16 protein-coding genes are annotated in these 20,980 nt (G+C 34.2%); 7 read left to right on the forward strand and 9 right to left on the reverse strand.

Going from position 1 to position 20,980, the window contains the following annotated elements; translation table 11 throughout:
• Window position 1: 1 nt before the first annotated feature.
• Window positions 2-1,552 (reverse strand): M20/M25/M40 family metallo-hydrolase, encoded by a 1,551-nt coding sequence (locus ACKX2A_RS03225; protein WP_415327596.1) that lies wholly within the window; start codon window positions 1,550-1,552, stop codon window positions 2-4.
• A gap of 445 nt (window positions 1,553-1,997) precedes the next feature.
• Window positions 1,998-2,174 (reverse strand): histone H1, encoded by a 177-nt coding sequence (locus tag ACKX2A_RS03230; RefSeq protein WP_042720556.1) that lies wholly within the window; start codon window positions 2,172-2,174, stop codon window positions 1,998-2,000.
• A gap of 468 nt (window positions 2,175-2,642) precedes the next feature.
• Between ACKX2A_RS03230 and ACKX2A_RS03235 the strand changes: the two genes are divergently transcribed.
• The 5 genes from ACKX2A_RS03235 to ACKX2A_RS03255 all read left to right on the forward strand — a co-directional run bounded on the left by ACKX2A_RS03235 (window position 2,643) and on the right by ACKX2A_RS03255 (window position 7,382).
• Window positions 2,643-4,364, forward strand: coding sequence for an HAD-IIIC family phosphatase (locus ACKX2A_RS03235; RefSeq protein ID WP_415327597.1), 1,722 nt, complete (start codon window positions 2,643-2,645; stop codon window positions 4,362-4,364).
• Window positions 4,365-4,378: 14 nt separating this feature from the next.
• Window positions 4,379-4,615: an acyl carrier protein gene (locus tag ACKX2A_RS03240; RefSeq protein WP_415327598.1), complete on the forward strand. Its 237-nt coding sequence runs from the start codon at window positions 4,379-4,381 to the stop codon at window positions 4,613-4,615.
• Window positions 4,616-4,626: 11 nt separating this feature from the next.
• A complete protein-coding gene (locus tag ACKX2A_RS03245) occupies window positions 4,627-6,060 on the forward strand; it encodes an MBOAT family O-acyltransferase (protein WP_415327599.1) in 1,434 nt (477 codons plus the stop codon).
• Between the two features lies 1 nt (window position 6,061).
• Window positions 6,062-6,997, forward strand: a complete 936-nt coding sequence (locus tag ACKX2A_RS03250; protein ID WP_415327600.1) for a hypothetical protein — start codon at window positions 6,062-6,064, stop codon at window positions 6,995-6,997.
• Between the two features lie 82 nt (window positions 6,998-7,079).
• Complete coding sequence (locus ACKX2A_RS03255) at window positions 7,080-7,382, forward strand: hypothetical protein (RefSeq protein ID WP_415327601.1); 303 nt, start codon at window positions 7,080-7,082, stop codon at window positions 7,380-7,382.
• A 61-nt stretch (window positions 7,383-7,443) separates the two neighbouring features.
• Here ACKX2A_RS03255 and ACKX2A_RS03260 read toward each other — a convergent pair whose 3' ends face one another.
• The 7 genes from ACKX2A_RS03260 to ACKX2A_RS03290 form a co-directional block, all read right to left on the reverse strand.
• Window positions 7,444-7,812 (reverse strand): response regulator, encoded by a 369-nt coding sequence (locus tag ACKX2A_RS03260; RefSeq protein ID WP_415327602.1) that lies wholly within the window; start codon window positions 7,810-7,812, stop codon window positions 7,444-7,446.
• Between the two features lie 37 nt (window positions 7,813-7,849).
• Window positions 7,850-8,422: a chemotaxis protein CheB gene (locus tag ACKX2A_RS03265; protein WP_415327603.1), complete on the reverse strand. Its 573-nt coding sequence runs from the start codon at window positions 8,420-8,422 to the stop codon at window positions 7,850-7,852.
• A gap of 14 nt (window positions 8,423-8,436) precedes the next feature.
• Window positions 8,437-9,267 carry a CheR family methyltransferase gene (locus ACKX2A_RS03270; protein WP_415327604.1) on the reverse strand — a complete coding sequence of 277 codons (831 nt, stop codon included), beginning with the start codon at window positions 9,265-9,267 and terminating at the stop codon, window positions 8,437-8,439.
• Window positions 9,268-9,633 carry a response regulator gene (locus ACKX2A_RS03275; RefSeq protein WP_415327605.1) on the reverse strand — a complete coding sequence of 122 codons (366 nt, stop codon included), beginning with the start codon at window positions 9,631-9,633 and terminating at the stop codon, window positions 9,268-9,270.
• A 15-nt stretch (window positions 9,634-9,648) separates the two neighbouring features.
• Window positions 9,649-13,260, reverse strand: coding sequence for a response regulator (locus tag ACKX2A_RS03280; protein WP_415327606.1), 3,612 nt, complete (start codon window positions 13,258-13,260; stop codon window positions 9,649-9,651).
• Between the two features lie 5 nt (window positions 13,261-13,265).
• Window positions 13,266-14,741, reverse strand: a complete 1,476-nt coding sequence (locus tag ACKX2A_RS03285; protein ID WP_415327607.1) for a response regulator — start codon at window positions 14,739-14,741, stop codon at window positions 13,266-13,268.
• Window positions 14,742-15,536: 795 nt separating this feature from the next.
• Window positions 15,537-15,728, reverse strand: a complete 192-nt coding sequence (locus ACKX2A_RS03290) for a hypothetical protein (RefSeq protein WP_415327608.1) — start codon at window positions 15,726-15,728, stop codon at window positions 15,537-15,539.
• Between the two features lie 235 nt (window positions 15,729-15,963).
• Here ACKX2A_RS03290 and ACKX2A_RS03295 point away from each other — a divergent pair, with 235 nt between their 5' ends.
• Window positions 15,964-17,367: a glycoside hydrolase family 28 protein gene (locus ACKX2A_RS03295; RefSeq protein ID WP_415327609.1), complete on the forward strand. Its 1,404-nt coding sequence runs from the start codon at window positions 15,964-15,966 to the stop codon at window positions 17,365-17,367.
• Window position 17,368: 1 nt separating this feature from the next.
• Window positions 17,369-20,932, forward strand: coding sequence for a DUF4450 domain-containing protein (locus tag ACKX2A_RS03300; RefSeq protein WP_415327610.1), 3,564 nt, complete (start codon window positions 17,369-17,371; stop codon window positions 20,930-20,932).
• Window positions 20,933-20,980: the final 48 nt, after the last annotated feature.

The raw sequence follows: 20,980 nt of genomic DNA on the forward strand, positions 1-20,980 counted from the left end.
TTTAAAATCCTTTAGAATCTCTCCTTGGTTCCTTCACTTCCGGCCATTTTGTAACCTGTCCTTTATCATCAAGAGGCATCGCTCTTTTTTCTCTATTTGTAAATTCAGGATCTTCCGAAGCCATATACGCCAAAGTTGCAGTAAGAATTACATTATTTTTAACTTCATCAAAAACAATTTTATCATACGTATCCTTCGTTGTGTGCCAAGTATAGCCAAAATATCCCCAGTTCAGAGAGCCTAAAGAAAATCCTGGAACTCCCGCCGCAACAAATGAGGCGTGATCCGAACCTCCGCCACCAGGCATCCCCGGAAAATCTGTTTTAATCTGATCTTTCACTTTTTTCGGAGCAGCATTTAGCCATTTCCCGATATAGTCATATGCATTCACAAAACCTTGTCCACTGATATTCACCACTCTACCCGTTCCATTATCTTGATTGAAAACAGCTTGCGTACCTTTCATAATTTCAGGATTATCTGCTACAAAACCTCTCGAACCGTTCAGACCTTGTTCTTCGCTTCCCCAAAGTCCAACAACAATTGTTCGTTTATTATTTGGATAATATTTTTTCAGAATTCTCATCGTTTCTAGCATGGTAAGAACGCCTGTTCCATTGTCAGTCGCACCTTGAGCACCGTCCCACGAATCCAAATGAGCAGAAAGAATTACATATTCATTAGGTTTTTCTTTTCCTTTAATCATTCCGATTGTGTTAAAAGTTTTCGCTTCAGGAAGTATTTTTGATTGGGTTTCTACTTTAATTCTCGGTTTTTGTCCATTTTCAGCCATTCTGTACAACATTCCGTAATCTTCAACATCAATATCAATCATCGGAATTTTTGTTGTTTTTGCACCAAAAATTCTGTTAGCTCCCATAATTCCGGTCCAATTGGAAATAGAAATTCCGGCTGCTCCTGCCTTTTCCAAAGCTTCAGGAAGCGTTGTATTGTCGTAACCGATACTCTTTACATAATTTTGAAAATCTTTCGTAGCCTGTTCTTTTTCTGCTTTCAATTTTTCATATAATTCAGTCGTGGCAAACTCCTTGATCTGCTCATCGGAACGACCAATCTTCTGATATTGTGCAATCAAAACAATTTTACCTTTTGCAGAGGGTAACCATTTGCCAAATTCAGCTTTAGAAGAAACTTTCGGAAGAATCACCACTTCAGCTTCGACTGCTTTTTTGGTTGCCGGACTCCATGCCAGTTGTGTTGCAGAAAGCGTTTTCACGCGCGGATATATCATATCAACATGCGTAATGCCTCTTTGCCAGCCTTTCCATGTTCCGAATTGCTGCAAATTTGCATCAATATCCCACGAACGAAGCTTGTTTGCTGTCCATTCATTTGCTTTCAGCATTTCGGGAGTTCCCACCAAACGCGGCCCGATTCCGTCCAAAAGCTCGAAAGCCATGTTTTCAAGTTGAGAATTTGTATTTACTTCATTAATGAAATTTTGTACAGTTGGATTCAATTTCTCCTGAGCCAAAGAAAATTGTGTTGCCAAAACAACCGCCGGCAAAACAAAAAATCTGTTTATCTTCATAATTTTTATTGATTGGCTTAAAGATAAAGAGATTTTGGGAGAAAAGATAAAATGTGAATCGTGAATTGTCAATTCGTTTCAATCTTATTTTTTGGGAGCTTTTTCCCGCTTTCCATTACAATCTTTTTTTTCAAAAAAGGATTGTAATGGAAAGCGGGGCTAGGGTTTTTAGGACTGGTGGCTTCGAGTTTCCTCAGCCACCACAGAAAGTCTTGTCATATTTAAATATGAGGAGTACTAAGAGACAACTTACATCAGGATAGGATACAATCCTATTAAAAAATTAATTTTAAAAATAATAGAAATTAGCGTTATTCGTGTTTAGATGAGGATATTGCTTCGTCACTTCGTTTCTCGCAATGACAACCAAAACACATGCAAGCAAAACTAACTATTTCCATTTTAAGGCAAAAAAAAGACCGACTTGTCAGCCGGTCCGGAACAATTATTTTTTTGATTCCTCAACAGAAACTTTTCTGAATTCTTTGAACAATTTGCTTAGTTCCAAAGCTGATTTACGAGCTCTAGTTCCAGCTGCTTTGTTACCTTTTTCTGCTTGTTGGTTTGCTTCAGTAGCGAATGCTTCAAATTCCGCGTTGATTTTTTCAATTAGTTCTTTCATTATATTTAAAATTTAGGCTGCAAATATAGGTTTTATGGTGATTCCAGCCTAATGGTGACGAAAAAAATTATGAGAATTATAATTAATTTTTTTTAATCTAAAATAATTGTTGATTTTTTAGTTTTTTTAAGAGTAAAATTCAAGAAAGTGGAAATATTACAAGATAATTTATTAGTTATTGGTAATATTTAGAAGTTTAACAATATATTAATACATGATTGCTGTTTAATGGCTCGAGAAATTTGGTAATTAGCAAAAAAACAATATTTTTGTAGGTATTAAATATAATAAACACAATTATATCTTATGATGAAAAGCAGACAATTCTTTTAAACACAAACAAGGCTATCGAATATTATTTTTAAATAGCATCTTTAGACATACAAATCAATAAACTTAATCTAAAAAATTAGATTTTTTTGCTTTAAAACAATATATAAGCTAAAATATTCTGTAAATTACATAAATATGTATAAAACATTTTCGGAATTAAAAAAGAACAAAATCCTATATAACACAAGACTAAAAAAAGTAAAAGTTGCTTTGCTTGGCGATACTGCCACTCAGTTTTTAAATGTCGCCTTAAAAGGAACTGCCATTGATGAAGGTTTTGAATTTGAGATTTTTGAAGCAGACTTTGGGCAGATTTCCCGTCAAATTCTTGATCCTACATCAGAATATTATGAGTTTGAGGCAGATTATACAATCATTTTTGAGTCTTCACATAAACTTTTAAATCAGTATTATAAATCTTACGATTCACAGATTGGCTTTGCTCAAAATAAAATCAATTATCTAGAAGAACTTTACGATACCATTCAGAACCGAACAAGAAGTAAAGTTATTTATTGCAATTTTCCGACAATCAACAATCAGGTTTTTGGAAATTTTGCCAATAAAGTAGAATCTTCTTTTGTTTTTCAACAGAACAAATTAAATTATCTTCTTTCTGAATTAGCAATCAAAAAAAGCAATCTTTTCATTGCCGACTTACTTTCTATTCAGAATAAATTGGGAAGAAATTTTATGTTTTCGCCCAATATTTATGTGAACACGGAGATGGTTTTGTCTTTGGACGTACTTCCAATTGTTGCCAGCAACATGGTTGGAATTATCGCATCTGTTGAAGGGAAATTCAAAAAATGTCTGATTCTCGATCTTGACAATACAACTTGGGGTGGAATTATAGGTGATGATGGTTTAGAAAAAATTCAAATCGGAAGTTTAGGAATCGGAAAAGCTTTCACAGAATTTCAATATTGGATTAAAGCCTTACAAAAAAGAGGAATTATCTTGGCGGTTTGTAGTAAGAATGATGAAGATAAAGCGAAAGAACCTTTCGAGAAGCATCCGGATATGGTAATAAAACTGGATGATGTTGCTGTTTTTGTTGCCAATTGGGAAAATAAAGCAGACAACATAAGAAAAATTCAAAATATTTTAAATATTGGATTCGATTCTATGGTATTTTTGGATGACAATCCTTTTGAAAGGAATATCGTTCGCGAAAATCTTCCTGATGTTTGTGTTCCCGAATTGCCGGAAGATCCTGCTGAATATCTTGAATATTTATATAGCTTAAATCTTTTCGAAACTGCAAGTTTTTCTGAAAATGATGCGGAAAGAACGAAGCAATATCAAGTTGAAGCTCAAAGAGGAATTGCTTTGGATAGTTTTACGAATGTGGAAGATTTCCTGAAAAGCATGAATATGGTTTCGGACGTTCAGGTTTTTAATAATTTTTCGAAACCTAGGGTTTCTCAGTTGACACAGCGTTCGAATCAGTTTAATCTTAGAACCGTAAGATATACTGAACAAGAAATAGAAAATCTGATGAGCTCTGAAAATCATCATACAATTTCCTTTACATTAGAAGATAAATATGGCGATAATGGCTTGATTTGCGTAATTGTTCTTGAAAAACAGGACGAGGAAACGCTCTTCATTAATACTTGGTTGATGAGTTGTCGTGTTCTGAAAAGAGGAATGGAGGATTTTACCTTAAATACAATTGTTGAAACAGCTAAGAAAAATGGTTTTAAATATGTTTTAGGAGAATATATTCCGACTGCAAAAAATCAAATGGTAAAAGATCATTATGAAAGACTTGGATTTACCGCTCAGGAAGATAAATGGGTACTAAATGCAAATGAATATCAAGGTAAACAAGTATATATAGTAAACAAATAATAGACAAATAAATTATGAATCAAGATGAAATTTTAGCAAAACTTAGCGGTATTTTTCGTGAAGAATTAGACAACGACGATATTACGCTTACCGAAGAAACAACTGCAGAAGATATTGAAGAATGGGATTCTCTTTCTCATATTCAATTGATAGTTGCTGTGGAAAAAGCTTTTGGAATTCGTTTTACTTCTTCGGAAATTCAGAGCTGGAATAATGTAGGAGAAATGGTAGAATCTATAAAATCTAAATAGATTCTTTCCGCATGCTTCTTAATTCATACAGCTTTATCGCATTCTTTATTGTTTTATTTTTTTGCTATTACCTATTAGGAAAAAATACAAAAATTCAAAATATAATTCTCCTGATCGGAAGTTATATTTTCTATTCTAGTTGGAGCTGGGAATTTTTATCTTTATTAATTCTCTCCACTGTTGTTACCTTTTTTATAGGTAATAAAATAAAATCGTCCGAAGGAAAAACAAAAGTAAGATGGCTAAGATTAGGCGTTTTCTTAGTTCTGATACAACTTTTATACTTTAAATATTTTAATTTTTTCATTGAAAACTTTAATGATCTTTTAAAAATATTCGGATTAAAGAATGAACTAAAGCTTTTGAAGATTATTTTCCCTATCGGAATTAGTTTTTATTCCTTTAGAATGATTGGATATCTTTTAGATATTAAAAATAATAAACTTAAAGAAATTCCTAATTTATTAGATTATTCAATATTTGTAGCCTTTTTTCCTTGTATTATTGCAGGACCAATTGACAGAGCCACACCTTTCCTGAATAATCTTAAAATAAAAAGAGAATTTTCTTCTACTCAGTTTACTGATGGATTGAAGCAAATCTTGTGGGGACTATTCAAAAAACTTGTTGTAGCAGACAATATTGCTACCATTACAACTCCTCTGTTTGAATCTTACCACACTTTAAACGGAAGTACGCTTTTTATAGGAGCAGTCTTATACTTTATCCAGTTATATTCAGATTTTTCCGGATATACTGATATGGCAATTGGGATTTCTAAAATATTGGGTATAAAAATTCAGCCCAATTTTAATTATCCTCTTTTTGCGCAAAATGTAGCCGATTATTGGAGAAGATGGCATATTTCTCTTACTTCATGGCTTACAGAATATGTCTTTACTCCTCTATCTATCAACTTTAGAGATTATGATAAATATGGTCTAATCATGGCTATTATGATCAACTTTTTAGTAGTTGGCTTTTGGCATGGTGCAGAATGGCATTACATTTTCCATGGTTTGGTAAGTGGAATTATGTTTATTCCTTTAATATTAAAAGGAAAAATGAATAAAAAAATAAAATCTGAAAATAAGATTATTCCATCAAAAGAAGAGTTAATCAATATCCCTATAACTTTTACACTTTTTTCTTTATTAATGATTCTTTTCTTCGTAAAAGATATGGAAATGGCTGTAAATTATTATAAAGGAATTTTTTCATTCTCTTTTTTCCAACTTCCAAATTTCCCAATCCAGAAAGAGATCATCTTGCTTATCCTATTCATGCTCCTTATTGAATGGGCAAATAGAGGTAAAGAATATGCAATAAAAGAAGTACTGGTAGGAAAAAACGTTGTTTTGAGATGGGGATTTTATTATGTCCTGGTGTTTTTAGTATTCTTATTTTACATTGCCCCAAAAGGGTTTATTTATGCACAATTTTAAGATGAAAAAGTCAATTTTAAGATTAATTGCATTTTCAATACTTCCATTTTTGGTAATTTGTTACGCAATTTATATCACTGGAAAAAGTACGGACAATTTTTACAAAAGATTTACCTCTCCTACCCAAAACTCTTTGATATTGGGTAGTTCCAGAGCTGCTTCTATGAATCCTCAGCTTATTGATGAAATTATCAATAAGAAGTTTGCCAATGCAGAAATGTATAATTATTCCTTCACTTGGGCACATTCACCATATGGTCCAAAATATTTGGAATCTATCCGAAAAAAATTGAAACCAGATACAAAAGATGGAGTTTTCATAGTTACTGTAGAACCGACCGCTTTAATGGTTGATAAAAATCTGCCCGACAGCCCTGAATATTATGTTGAAAATAATAAATCAGTTGCAAAAACATCAATGGTTTCTATCAATCCAAATATTGAATATTTAATTGAAAGTTATGATTTTTCAATAACTAACGAACTTAATAGAAAAATCAAACCTGAAAAAAATGTGATCGTTGAGGTTCATGTTTTAGATAATGGTAAAGTAGACGGTAAAATTATAAAGCCCAATTCTCCGGAAAAACAAGCCGAAATCAATAAAATCAAAATGGTGGAGCTTGCAAAAAAAATGGAAGGTCTCAAAATATCCGAAAACAGAATTTCTTATCTTGTAAAAACAATAGAATTTCTTAAAAAACATGGAAAAGTAATTGTTCTGAGAATGCCTATCAATCACGTTCCATATTCAATTGAAAATAGAGTTTTCCCAGATTTTGATCAAAGAATGGAAGATATTTGTGCTAAAGAAAATCTTATTTATATAAATTATAACAATATCTCAGCAAACTATCAATGGACAGATGAGGTACATTTAGAACCCTCATCCATGGATATCTTTTCAAAAGTAGTAGCAAACGATATTATCAAATAACTTTGTAAAATAGTTCCTTATTTTTCTTATCGGAATTCCAACTTGGCACAATTATTATTGTATACATAGAAACACCCAAAAGATGGAAAATATTTCAGAAAATATAAACTTGATCAACAGCTATTTAACATTAAGTATCCAACAACAATTCAATATAAAGGTAGATTTGGAAGGTGAATATGTCTTCGCAGAAAATCTGGTGTCGAAAAAACCTATTATTGCTACTACTTTTTCTGAAAAAATATTAGCAGAGCCCGATTTAAAAATGTTTTTATGTTCATTAATTACTGAGCTTAATAACGAAAAATGCAATCCTTATTTCATAAAAGACAGATTACAATATATTCAGGAATCTGAATCCAGGGGAACGAAAAAAATTATATAAAAAAAATCCTTACAGTTAATTTGTAAGGATTTCTAGCTTATTAAAAGAATAATTTTAACCTTTAAGCTTCCTGCAAATACTTGGCAACTTTGTCCTCAAGATCCTCAAGATTAAATGGTTTTGCCACGTAATCATCCGCCTGGGCCTGTTCTGCCAAAGCCACTATGTCATTATTTGCCGTCACATAAATCACCGGAATATTCTTAAATTCCTCATGATTTTTCAGAAGCTTTGTCGCCTCCACTCCACCGATTTTCGGAATCCAGTTATCCATTAGAATAACATCAGGCTGATATTGCTCTACCTTTTCCAAAATGTCGTGCGAAGTTTCCGAAATTTCGACCTGATAACCATTCTCTTCAAAAATGATGGTGATCACTTCCAAAATGGTTTTATCATCATCAAAAATCAAAATTTTCTTTTTACTCATCTCGTTATATTTAACTTTAGTTAGGGGTTCTTTTTTACTATAATTGATTAATAAAATTCGCCAAATTATTGGGTTTAATGATTAAATCATAATCTATTTCATCCATCGCATGCTTTGGCATATAATTCACTTCTGCTGTTTCCGGATCCTGAATCCATACCTTTCCTTTATTTCTTTTGATGTAGCATAAACCTTCCACTCCATCGGCATTTGCGCCGGATAAAAGGACACCAATCATATTTTCACCATAAATTTCCGCAGCGGATTTAAAGGTAACATCAATCGACGGGCGAGAATAATTCATTTTTTCCGAACTGTCGAGAGACAACGTTTTTTTATCTTCAAACAATACATGATAATCTGCAGGAGTGATATACAATTTATTCTTTACAATTTCTGCTTTATCTTCAATTTCAACTACTTCCATCGGTGAAAACTGCTGAAGAAGCGTCTGCAGGATATTGGTTGAATTTGCTTTTCTGTGCACTACCAAAAGTATTGCAAAATTCAGATTTTCATTTAATTTTTTGATCATTTCCAAAATAACCTGCAGACTTCCCGCCGAGCCGCCGATTACAATTAACTCTATATTTGTGCGTGTCGTGTCCATGGTTTAATACAGATTTAATGATGATCTACTTTCTTCCAGATTTTCTGATCGTCTATCTGATTATAATTTTTATCTAATTTAGAAAATCTTAGTGTTTCTTTCGCACCTAAAGCTAAAAAACCTAAATTTTCTAAACTATTATCAAAAAGACGGAAAACTCTTTCCTGCAAACCACGATCGAAATAAATTAAAACATTTCTACAGATTATCAATTGAAAACTATTGAAAGAGCTGTCTGAAACGAGATTATGGGTTGATAAAATTAACTTTTCCTGCAAACTTTTATCAAATCTTACACTGTCATAATTGGCGGTATAATAATCCGAAAAATCTTTTTTACCGCCGGACAACATATAATTTTCAGAATACAGCTTCATCTGTTGCAAAGGAAAAACTCCGGCTCTTGCGGTTTCCAACACTGATGGATTTAAATCTGTTCCGTAAATCAAACATTTATGATAAAGATTCGCTTCTTTCAGCAAAATAGCCATCGAATACGCTTCTTCACCCGTGGAGCAACCCGCAACCCAGATCCGGATTAGAGGATAAGTTCCTAATTGCGGTAAAATTTTTTCTCTTATAGTCTTAAAAAATTGGGGATCGCGAAACATTTCTGTTACATTCACCGTAATTTCTTCTATAAAACGTTTTAAATATTCCTGATCATTAAGTATGGTATATCTTAATTCGGCAAAACTTGTAAATCTGTCTATCAAGCAGATACGATTTACCCTACGTTTAAACGATGCACGGCTATATTCCGAAAAATCGTAGCCATACATGTCATAAACATCTTTAATCAGGAATTCTACCTCTTCATCTTTTACGATACTTGGTTCCAGCATTTACAACAGTTTTTCAATAGCGGTTATCAATAGATCCACATCTATAGGTTTCGAGACATAGTCCTGCGCTCCCGCATCCAGACATTTCTGCCGATCTTCAGGCATCGCCTGAGCCGTCACCGCAATCACCGGAATATGGCTGACAGACGGTGTATTTCTTATAATCCTGATCGCTTCATAGCCATCCATTTCCGGCATCATCATATCCATCAAAACCACATGAAAATCGGCATCTCTTTTCAAAATCTCGATTGCTTCCTGAGCCATCGTGCTGCTTTCGATCTGATAGCCGCGTGCTTTCAAAGTGAGTTTCAGGGCAAATATATTTCGTGGATCGTCGTCCACAATTAAAATTTTCTTTTTCATCAGAAATTTAGCTGTTTAACTTTCATATAACCAAACTCTAAGCAGGGACAATAACTGATCGATATCCACCGGCTTCGAAATATAATCTGAAGCGCCCGCCGTGATACATTTCTCACGTTCACCAATCATCGATTTTGCGGTGATGGCAATAATCGGAAGCCTCTTATATTTTGGCATTTTTCTAATTTCTTTAATAGATTCGTAGCCATCCATTTCCGGCATCATCATATCCATTAAAATAACATCTGTATCAGGATTTTCTTTCAACTGCTGAAGCGCATGCTTGCCGTCCATTGCAACCACAACCTCTATTTTATATTTTTCTAAAGCTTTCGTTAAAGAGAAAATATTGCGAACGTCATCATCGGTAATCAAGATTTTTTTACCGCTTAAAACTTCCGTTAAAGATCCCAAAGTTCTGCTTCTTACAGTCTCAATCGGATTATTTTTTTCCTCCACCAAATGCAGGAACAGACCCACTTCGTCCAGTATTCTCTGGTAAGAATGAGCTGTTTTTACGACAATAGAATCCGCATACTGCTTTATTTTAAGCTCCTCTGATTTGGATAAGTTTCTTTCTGTAAAGATAATGATCGGAAGGTTTTCCAGGCCGTCGTAACTTTTTATCGATTCAATAATCTGGTATTCATTTCCTTTTGAAGTTCCGATGTCTAAAATAACGCAGTCTACATGATCTGTCGTTAATGCTTTTACGCTGTCTTCAACATTATTTTCAACCGCTAAAGAAATATTAAAATTGCTCAGGAAATAAGACAATGCACTTGCATGCTTTGCATTTTCTTCGACAATTAAAACTTTTTGCGGACCTTTTCTCAATGCTTCTTCAATTTTTCTGAAAACGTCTGTCATCTGATCCAATGCCACCGGTTTGTTGATGAAATCGATCGCTCCTTTCATCAGACTTTCCTTTTTCACATGCAAAACAGACATCATATGAACCGGAATGTGTTTCGTTTCAGGATTGGATTTCAGCTCATCCATCACTTGCCAACCATCTTTTACAGGCAGCTGAACGTCCAGCAAAATTGCATGCGGATGATATTGCAGCGCAGCCGGCAAGCCGCGATCCCCTCTCACTTCCACAACAGCTTTATAGTTCTGTAAATGAGCATACTTTATCAATGCTTTGGCAAAATTGGTATCATCCTCGATGATAAGGATAACCTTATCGTTTTTTTGAATATCATTTCTGTCATCGGCAACATTTTCAGGGATTTCCAAAGTAATGATCGACTCTTTTATATCGATTTCTCCATCTCCCAGAATATGCTGAATTTCCTCAACATCTTCACGAATAATTTCAACCAGATTTTGATCTGTTTCAAGTTTTTCGATCTCAGAAACAGCTTTTATAGGAATATTTAAACTAAATTCACTTCCTTCATTTAATTTACTCTTCAAAGTCAATTCTCCTCCTAATAATCTTGCAATTTCTCTACTGATTGATAGTCCAAGACCTGTACCTCCAAATTTTCTTCGTGTTGAACCATCCGCCTGCTGGAACGCTTCGAAAATAATTTTCTGCTTGTCCTCAGCAATTCCTATTCCTGTATCTTTTACTGAAAATATAATAAAATCTGATCTTTTCGGATCTTTTTTGATGTGCAAATCAACGCTTCCTACTTCTGTAAATTTAATTGAGTTCGACAATAAATTTCTCAATACCTGATCCACACGAAGTCTGTCTGTTTCGATTGATTTTTTTACATCTTCCTCAATTTCAATATTAAACTGAAGCTTTTTCTCTTGAATAACCGGAGTGAAAAGACTTTTCAGATCCTTCACAATATCCTCAATCACTACATCCTGATATTCCAGCGTCATTTTTCCGGATTCGATTTTTGCCAGATCTAAAATTTCATCAATTAAAGTCAGCAAACTGCTTCCCGAGCTTTGGATCACTTTTGCAGATTCTACCTGATCTTCATTTAAATTTTCCTCAGGATTTTCCGCCATCAGCCTCGAAAGAAGAAGGATAGAATTCAATGGAGTACGCAATTCATGAGACATATTGGCCAGGAATTCCGATTTGTATTTTGTGCTTAGAGCCAATTCTTCAACCTTTTTCTGAATCTCATTATTTCGTTCCGCAATCAGGTGGTTTTTTTCTTCCAATAATCTTGAACGTTCCTCCAGTTCGGCATTGGCCTGCATCAGTTCTTCCTGCTGAACCTTCAGCTCTTCTTCGGAAGCCTGTAATTTCTGAGTCTGAGCTTCCAATTCTGTATTCAAATTCTCCAATTCAGAATGCTGAACCTGCAATTCCTCCGACTGCGCCTGAGTTTCTTCCAACAATTGCTGCTCCTTTTCACGACCTTTTGCGGCACTTAAGGCTATTCCGATGTTTCGGCTGCACTCGATGAAGTAATCGATTCTTTCTTCTTCAAAATTTAAAGTTGACCCCAATTCCATTACTCCGATACAGTGTCCATCAGAGAAAACAGGAATGAGTGCGATTCCGTAAATCTGAATCTTGCTGCTTGCAAAAGTTACTACAAAATCGTCTGTATGGAGATTATTGTAAACTTGCGGTTTCCCATTTAAAAAAACCTGTCCTACCATTCCTTCTCCAGGCTCGAAAGTCTTTTTCATATTGCCTTCCAGACCGAAAGCTGTGGTTAATTTTAATAAGCCCTCATCATAAAGATATAATGATCCGTTGATGCATCTTCCATATTCAACCAACTGATTTAAAGACTCTTCTGAAACTTCTTTCACCGACTTGTTTCCTACAAGCGATTCATTCAGAATGGCAAGACCTTTTTGTCTCCAATCACTTTTATTAATGGTATCAAAAGACATTTTAAGAGATTCTGTCATATGATTTAGCGACTCTACAAGATCTCCGAGATCATCCTCGTAATTTTCGTCAACTTTCTGGCTATAATCACCATTGGCAACTCTGTTCGCAATCTTCTGAATAGCGCTTACGCGTCTTGATGTTTCCAGATCTTTTGCTTTAAGCATTTTCTCCAGTTTGTCTCTTCGGATTAAATCTGATCTTAATTTAATATAGAAAAAAGTCGTCACAACAATCGCTGCAATCGCAGAAAAAAGAATGAATAAAACCGTCATATTCGACGATTCATTGAGTGCTTTTGTCTTTGTAGCAAGCTGATTTTCTTCATATTGCGAAAAATCTTTTACAATCTGCCTGCATTTATCCATATAGACTTTACTCTCAGTAATCTGCTGTTGTGTCATCAGATGACCTTTTCGTCGGTTCTCAACGAAAAACTTCATGTTGGACAGATTAGTCTCAACATTTTTCTCAAGCTGGTTCAGAAGCTTCTGCTGACGAGGATCTTTAATATCCAATGTTTTTACATATTCAAACGTTTTGGAATATTCTGCAAGGCTTCGGTTGTAAGGCTCCAAAAAACTTTCCCTTCCTGTCAGCTGGTATCCTCTGTTACCGGTTTCAGCATCCAAAAGAGCAACCAGAACATCTTTTACTGCCGTAACTGCACGTCTGCTTTTTCCAACACTTTCGCGATGGTTCATTTGGTTTTGAATACTTAAATATGAAGCGACTGAGCTCACAATTAAAATTAAAAGTGAAAGTCCTACTCCAAACTGAAGATTTCGTATAATTTTTTTCGGCATGGAAATTAATTTAATGGTAAGGTGAAATAAAATGTTGAACCTTCGTTCACGATACTGGAAACTCCGATGGTTCCGTGGTGTTGTTTGATGATCTCAGAGCAAATGAAAAGTCCTATTCCCATTCCCTGAAACTGCAGAGAAGACTCTTCAACACGATAGAATTTATTAAAAACTGCTTCCTGCTTAAAATCCGGAATTCCGATCCCGAAATCTGTAACGTTTACCTTTACTTCCTGTTCTTCTTTGTCTACGAAAGTTGTTACAATAATTTGATTATTCTGAGGAGAATATTTAATCGCGTTGGTCAAGAAATTAATTAGAACCTGTTCGATACGGATTTCATCCAGAGGAATTAAAATATCCGGTTTTGTTCCGTCGCGCTTTATTTTTACCTTATTCTCATCATGAGTCTGTAAAATTGTATCGATTGCGTTGCTAATGACACTTTCAAGATTTGTAGGTTTTTTATTAATTTTAAGCTTCCCGTTTTCGATTTTAGAAACATCAAGCAAATCGGTAATCAACGTGTTTAGCTTTTCGATCTGATCCTGAACTTTGGTTACGAAACCGGCCTCAGCAGTGTCTTTATCGAGTTTTAATTTTCTTTCTAATAGCTGCACATACGCTTTAATGCTTGTTAAAGGAGTTTTAAGCTCATGACTTGCAATACTAAGAAATTCGTCTTTTTCTTTTTCAACCTTCTTCTGATCATCGATGTCTGTGAAGGTTCCAACCCAGTTTTTCACGATATTTTCTTCATAAACGGGCGTTATACGAAGCAAATGGTATCGGAAGTCTCCTGTTCCAATATTTTTGATTCTTACTTCCATTTCCAAAGCTTTTCCTTTCTTTTTGCAGCGTTCAAACTCCTCTTTAATGTGGTGATCATCCGGATGAGTTTCTGGAAATTCCTGCTCGGAATCTGAATATTGATACCATTTTCCGTTAACAAAATCTACAATGCCTTCTGCATTTAAAGTAAAGGCAATTTGCGGCAAAGACTCCAGCATCAGATGAAAATGATCGATCTGGGATTTCATAATTCCCTGTGATTCTCTTCTTCCTTTCACCTCCAGCTCAAGGCTCTGCTGCGTTTTTTTCATCGCAATATTCTGCTCTTGGAGATTATAGAAAGTCTTTACTTTTAACAAAAGGATTTCCGGGTCTACAGGTTTTGTGACATAATCTTTTCCTCCCGACGCATAGCCTTTCGTTATGAATTTTTTTTCGGTGTTTACAGCAGAAAGAAATATGATAGGAACTTCCTTGGTTTTGCTGTAACCAGCAAGTGTTTCTGCAACTTCGAAGCCATCCATATCCGGCATCTGAACATCCAAAATAATGAGGGCATAATCATTCTTTAATGCTTTTCCCAATGCCTGCTCCCCGGAATCGGCCGTATCTACCTGAAAATCTTTAGATTCTAATAATTTTTTTAACGAATAAAGATTACTATGGTTATCATCAACAATTAAGATCATAGAAAAAGTGGAATCAATAATTAGTTATATTTACTGTAGTTCCAAAAATACTCACAATATTTCAAAAAACAGTTATTTTTTAACCAATATCCGCCTACATACCACATTTATAAAGAGATTAATTATTTTTCCAGAAAAATATTCAATAGAGACACGAAAAACATTTATTTCTACAATTCAACACATTAGCATTAAATTTTTAATCAAATACAATGTTTTCAGTTAAAATTTTAATTTACTGCAATTATTCACGGCACAGTGTTTGAATACAGAGGTAGCAACACTTATTCACTTTCACATATTTTTAAATTTTTACCCCTGCTTATAGCAGGGGTTTCGTTTTTAGTTTATATATTTGCAACGAATTTCTCATGTTTAATTTGAGTTTTCATGGTTATTAGTTTTTATCCCCGTCGAAAGTCGGGGATTTCTTTTTTTACAAAACCGATAATTTTATTCAAAATTTAAACTAATATCAATATTGCTTCATCCTCCTTCTCGAATTTTTGGAGTAAAAATTTTTTGCAGGCTTTGATGATAATCTTTGTATTTTTTGATACTGCTTTCCAATTTTTTCTTATTATTCAAATAATCTTCAAAAACTCTGTGAGTTGAGAAATTCGGGTTAATGCATCGATTGAATGAAGAAAAGAATCTTCTGTTTCATTCAAAAGATTGCGATAGTACTTCATTCTTTCAACAAGATTAGTGTGAAATTTTGACTCTATTCCCTACATTTTCTTGTGTTTTTTATTTAAATTTTAATTTTGAAACGCCTAAATAAGGATCATCACTTTAAAATAAAACTTTGGCTTTTTGGGGTTGAATTCCGTCGCTTATTTGTTTAGAATAAATTTTACTTAAAACTGCTGAAAGTAGAATTTCATTCTCATTTCCTAAAGGTTGAAGTGACAAACTATATTCATTTATGCTGATTTGTGGAGCAATTCCGTTGCTGTAACCTCCTACTCTATTCGAATTGAACACTTTATAAATAACAGAATGAATCTGCCACGTGATTTTTTTCAGTTTATAATTTCTTTCTAATTTATTCTGTAAAAGAGTCTGATAAACAATTTTGGTTTATCTTTGAAATAATGCAATCGATTGCAAAATTTGGCAAATAAATTTTGGAATCCCGACAGTGCAGGATAATTTGTATCCATAATTATTTTAGATTGCGATATATAAAGAGAATATTATCTTCTTTAAATTAGACATTATGAAAAAACTTGCTCTATTCTTTTTAATTCTATTAATATCAATACCATTTTCGGCTCAATATAAACCATGGACTTCATCACAACAGCCTTTAAAAGAAATTAAAGCTTTAAAAAAACAAATTGTAAAACCCAATTTCAGAAAAAAGGACTATCTCGTTACAGATTTTGGGGCAATTGGCGATGGAAAAACAAAAAATACGGAAGCATTCAAAAAAGCGATTGAAACTTGTAATAAAGAAGGCGGAGGAAGAGTTGTTGTTCCAAAAGGTATTTTTTTGACTGGAGCAATTTATTTAAAAAGTAATGTAAACCTTCATATAAATAAAGAGGGTACAATTTTATTTAGTCAGGACAGCAACGACTATCCTATCGTTTTCACACGTTGGGAAGGAATGGAATGCATGAATTATTCATCATTGATTTACGCTTACGAAGAAAAAAATATCGCTGTAACCGGTGAAGGAACTCTGGACGGAAATGCAAACAATGACAATTGGTGGTTTTGGTGTGGTGCAACAAAATATGGTTACAACGAATCTCGTCCGGGAAGACAAAATCCGGCACGTGCGAAACTTCATGAATATATGGCGCAGAGAAAACCTGCAAGAGAAAGAATTTTTGGAGATGGATATTATTTAAGACCGAATTTCGTTCAACCTTATAGATGTAAAAATTTCTACATGGCAGATGTTTTGGTTAAAAATTCACCGATGTGGAATCTGAATCCTGTGCTTTGCGAAAATGTTTTAATTGAAAGAGTAAAAGTCATCAGTCATGGTCCAAATAACGACGGCTGCGATCCTGAAGCATGTAAAAATGTTTGGATTAAAGATTGTTATTTCGACACAGGAGACGACTGTATCGCTATAAAATCAGGAAGAGACGAAGATGGAAGAGACATTGGAAAACCTGCTGAAAACCATATCATCGAAAATTGCGAAATGAAGGATGGACACGGTGGTGTCGTGATCGGAAGTGAAATTGCGGGTGGTGCAAAAAATATCTACGCTATCGGAAATGTAATGGACAGTAAAAATCTTGACAGAGCTTTAAGAATAAAAACAAGCTCAAGCCGTGGCGGAATCATCGAAAATGTATTTTTCTATAATACAAAAGTGGGCGCTTATCAAGAAGCTGCGGTACGTTTCAATATGCATTATGAAAAACCCGGGAATTTTATTCCGACAATCAGAAATATTTGGGTTGAAAATTTAACCGTAGAAAAGGGCGGAAAATATGCTGTTTTTTCCGATGCTTACGAGTCTTCACCTGTGACAGATTTCACAATGATTAATGCTAAAATGAATGGCATTGAAACTCCTTATAAAGTTGATTATCTGAAAAATGTAACGTTGAAAAACGTAACTGTTAACGGGAAACCATTAACCGAATTAAAGCCATAAAATGCGAAGAAAAACCATTTTTGCAGGACTGATTGTTTTATCTGCCGTCTCTCATTCGTTTTCCCAATCAAAACATTGGCAGAATAATGAACGCGAATTACATTATAAAGAAGATAAAGGTGATTTTTTGTTGGTGAATGGAAAATACCGTTTCAACCGTGCGTTGTATGGAAATAATTTAGCTTCAAGAGTCGAAGCCGGAGATTTACCGGAATTTGCATTGTATCTTCCGGGAATGGGCGGAAATCTTCAGTTCGTAATTCAAAAAGGAACTTCTATTAAAAAACTGATTAATGCAGACAAGATTGAAACGCGCTATCGTCCCGGCTCTATGCTGTACAATATTAAAGATCCTATTCTTGGATCTGGAAGTTTAAAACTGACCGTTTTAGCACAAACCAAAGAAGAAGGTTTGGTTCTGAAAATGGAAACGGAAAATGTTGATTCTTCAACAAAGATTTATGCAGTTTATGGTGGCGCGAGCGGAACAACTTTCAGCAGAAATGGCGACATTGGCGCCGATCCGGAATCCGGATTTTATCTGTTGCCTGAATATTCTTTGAACAATCAATTTCAGGCATTAAAGAACCAGTTTCAGTTGAATTATTTAAACAAGAAAAAAGAAACTCAAATCGTTAATGGAAGCTTTTCAAATGTTCCTTTTTTGCAGATGACCGATGCAAAAACATTGGAAAACCTTTCTGCTTTTACTCAAAATAAAATAGATAAATCGCCGATTATTTACGCAACTTATTCTGCTCAAAAAAATCCGGTTTATATTCAAATTGCCAAAGGAAAATCAGATAAAAAATTTTCGGATGAAGAGTTAAAGAATATTTTTAATGAATCTGAACAATTTCGTTTAAATTTAACAAACCGGGTTCAGCTTAAAACTCCCGATTCAGATTTAAATAATTTCGGAGCAAATTTAGCTGTTGCTGCCGACGGAATTTGGGAAAGTCCGACTTATTTACACGGCGCTGTTGCTTGGAGAATGAGATTAAATGCTTGGCGCGGAGCGTATGTCGCAGATGTTCTCAGTTGGCACGATCGCGCGAAAGAACATTTTGAAAGTTATGCCAATTCACAGGTTTTGCAGCCCGATTTTGCACCTGTTGAAATGGATACAAATCTTCATTTGGCGAGACACACTGAAAAAATGGGCAATTCCGTATTTTCAAGCGGATATATTTCGAGAAACCCGAATGACAATACAAAACCGCATCATTATGATATGAATCTGGTGTTTTTTGACCAAATGTTTACACATTTCAATTACACCGGAGATCTTGAATTTTTAAAGAAAATGTGGTCAACAATGGTTCGTCACATGGATTGGGAAAAACGAAATTTCAAACGTGGTGATTTATACGATGCTTATGCTGCGATTTGGGCGAGTGATGCCCTTCAATATTCAGGTGGAAAAGTTACACATACTTCGGCTTATAATTACAGAGCCAACCGTGAAATGGCAAAACTAGCGAATATTATTGGTGAAAATCCTCAACCTTACGAAAAAGAAGCTGAATCTATTTTAAATGCAATGAAAACCCAGCTTTGGATCAAAAATAAAGGTTATTTTGCTGAATATAAAGATTCTTTGGGCAATCAAATCGTTCATGATAAGCCGGGAATCTGGTCGATTTATCACGTTTCGGATGCTTATATTTTGAATGAATTTGAGGATTATCAGAACTTACAATACATTAATAATTACACTCCGAAAATTCCGGTGACGGTGAAAGGTACTGTAAATAAAGACTATTTCACACTTTCTACAACCAATTGGCAGCCATACGATTGGTCGATCAACAATGTAGCTTTGGCGGAAAATTTACAAACTTCTTTAGCCTATTGGCAAGCCGGAAGAACCGAAGATGCCTACAAACTTTGGAAGGGAAATCTTGCGGAAAGCATGTATTACGGAATTAGTCCGGGGAATTTTGAACAGTTGTCTCATTATGATGCTTTTCGTGGTGAATTATATCGTGATTTTGCCGATCCCATCGGTGTTGCAGCACGAACTTTAACGGAAGGACTTTTTGGAGTTTATCCAAAATTATTAGATAATAAAATTGAAATAAAACCCGGTTTTCCAAAAGACTGGAATTTTGCAGAATTAAAGCTTTCGGATTGGGAATTTAAATTTAACAGAAATCCAAAAAAAACGGAATATTTTTTCAAATCAAATTATTCGAAATCGGTTGCTCTGGAAATGCAAATTCCGGTGAATCATTCTCAAATAAAATCTGTAATAGTAAATGGTAAAAAAGTAGATTGGAAAATTAAACCCAACTCTATTTCACAGCCTTTTGTACAGTTGGAAACTCCTGTTGGAAAAGAATTTAATATTGAAATTGCTTATTCTGACGAAGAATTAAAAAACGAACAAACGGATTTTGTAAATTATATTTCCGAAAATCTTCAGTTAAATTTTGATTCAAAAAAGAAAATTAAACAGATTTTTGATCCTCAGGAATTAATTAAATCCCGAAAAGACAATCAATTTGAATTAATTCAAGAAGAAAGAAAAGGAACATTTTTCGTTCAGGTTGAGCAAAACGGGACTACTTGGTGGCAACCTGTGAATGTAGATATTCGTTTTCCTTTGGAGGCAAAATGGGTGAATAAAAAATTACAAATTCAGTCAAAATCTGCAAATTTGATTAATGGAAAGCTCATTATTAATAGTTTAAATAAAACTTTTTCAGTTCAGAAGAATCAAAAAGCATTGATTGAAATCCCTGCAAATTATTTAACTAAAGGAACCAATTTCATTGAGTTTGAATACAATGGAATTAAACAAAATCTTGAAATCACAGATTGGGAAATTGAAAATCAGGGTGAATTTAATAACGTTTCATTAAGTTCAAAATACAATGAAAAAGTAACAGAAATATTCAATCAAAAATATCTTTCGCCAAGGTTAAATGTTCCGACATTACAGCTTCCATGGCAGGGAATCGGGAATTGGTGTTATCCGTTAATCACCTCTCAAATTGATGATTCAGGATTAATGAATAAAAGGAAAAACGGCAAAGTTGATTTCCTTGAAATTCCTTTCCTGATCGATAATTCGGAGAAAAATATTGTCTTTATAAGTCAGTGGGATAATTATCCGAAATCGGTTGAAATTCCTGTTTCAGGCAAAGGAAAGAAAATCTATTTTCTTATGGCTGGTTCTACAAACCCGATGCAGTCACAGATTATGAATGGAAAAATTACAGTTCAATATGTTGATGATTCGAAAACCGAATTGGAACTGAAAAATCCTATCAATTGGTGGCCAATCGAACAAGATTTGTTGGATGATAATTTTGCTTTTGAAATTCCGGATGATAAAATTCCGTATCGCGTAAAATTGAAAACTGGAGAATTATACAAAGGTGGAAATTTAAGTAAGTATTCAGGGATCAAAGGATTTACAGACCGTGCTGTTGAAGGCGGTGCTGCAACGATTCTGGATTTACCGATTGATCCGAACAAAGAATTAAAAAATATACAATTAACGGCAGTAAGCAATGATGTTGTCATTGGGATGATGAGTGTTACTGTTTTGAAATAAATTTAATGCCATGAATGCACGAATGTTTTTTTTTAGATAATCATCAAT

Source organism: Chryseobacterium sp. MMS23-Vi53 (assembly GCF_047651245.1).
Lineage (GTDB): Bacteria > Bacteroidota > Bacteroidia > Flavobacteriales > Weeksellaceae > Chryseobacterium.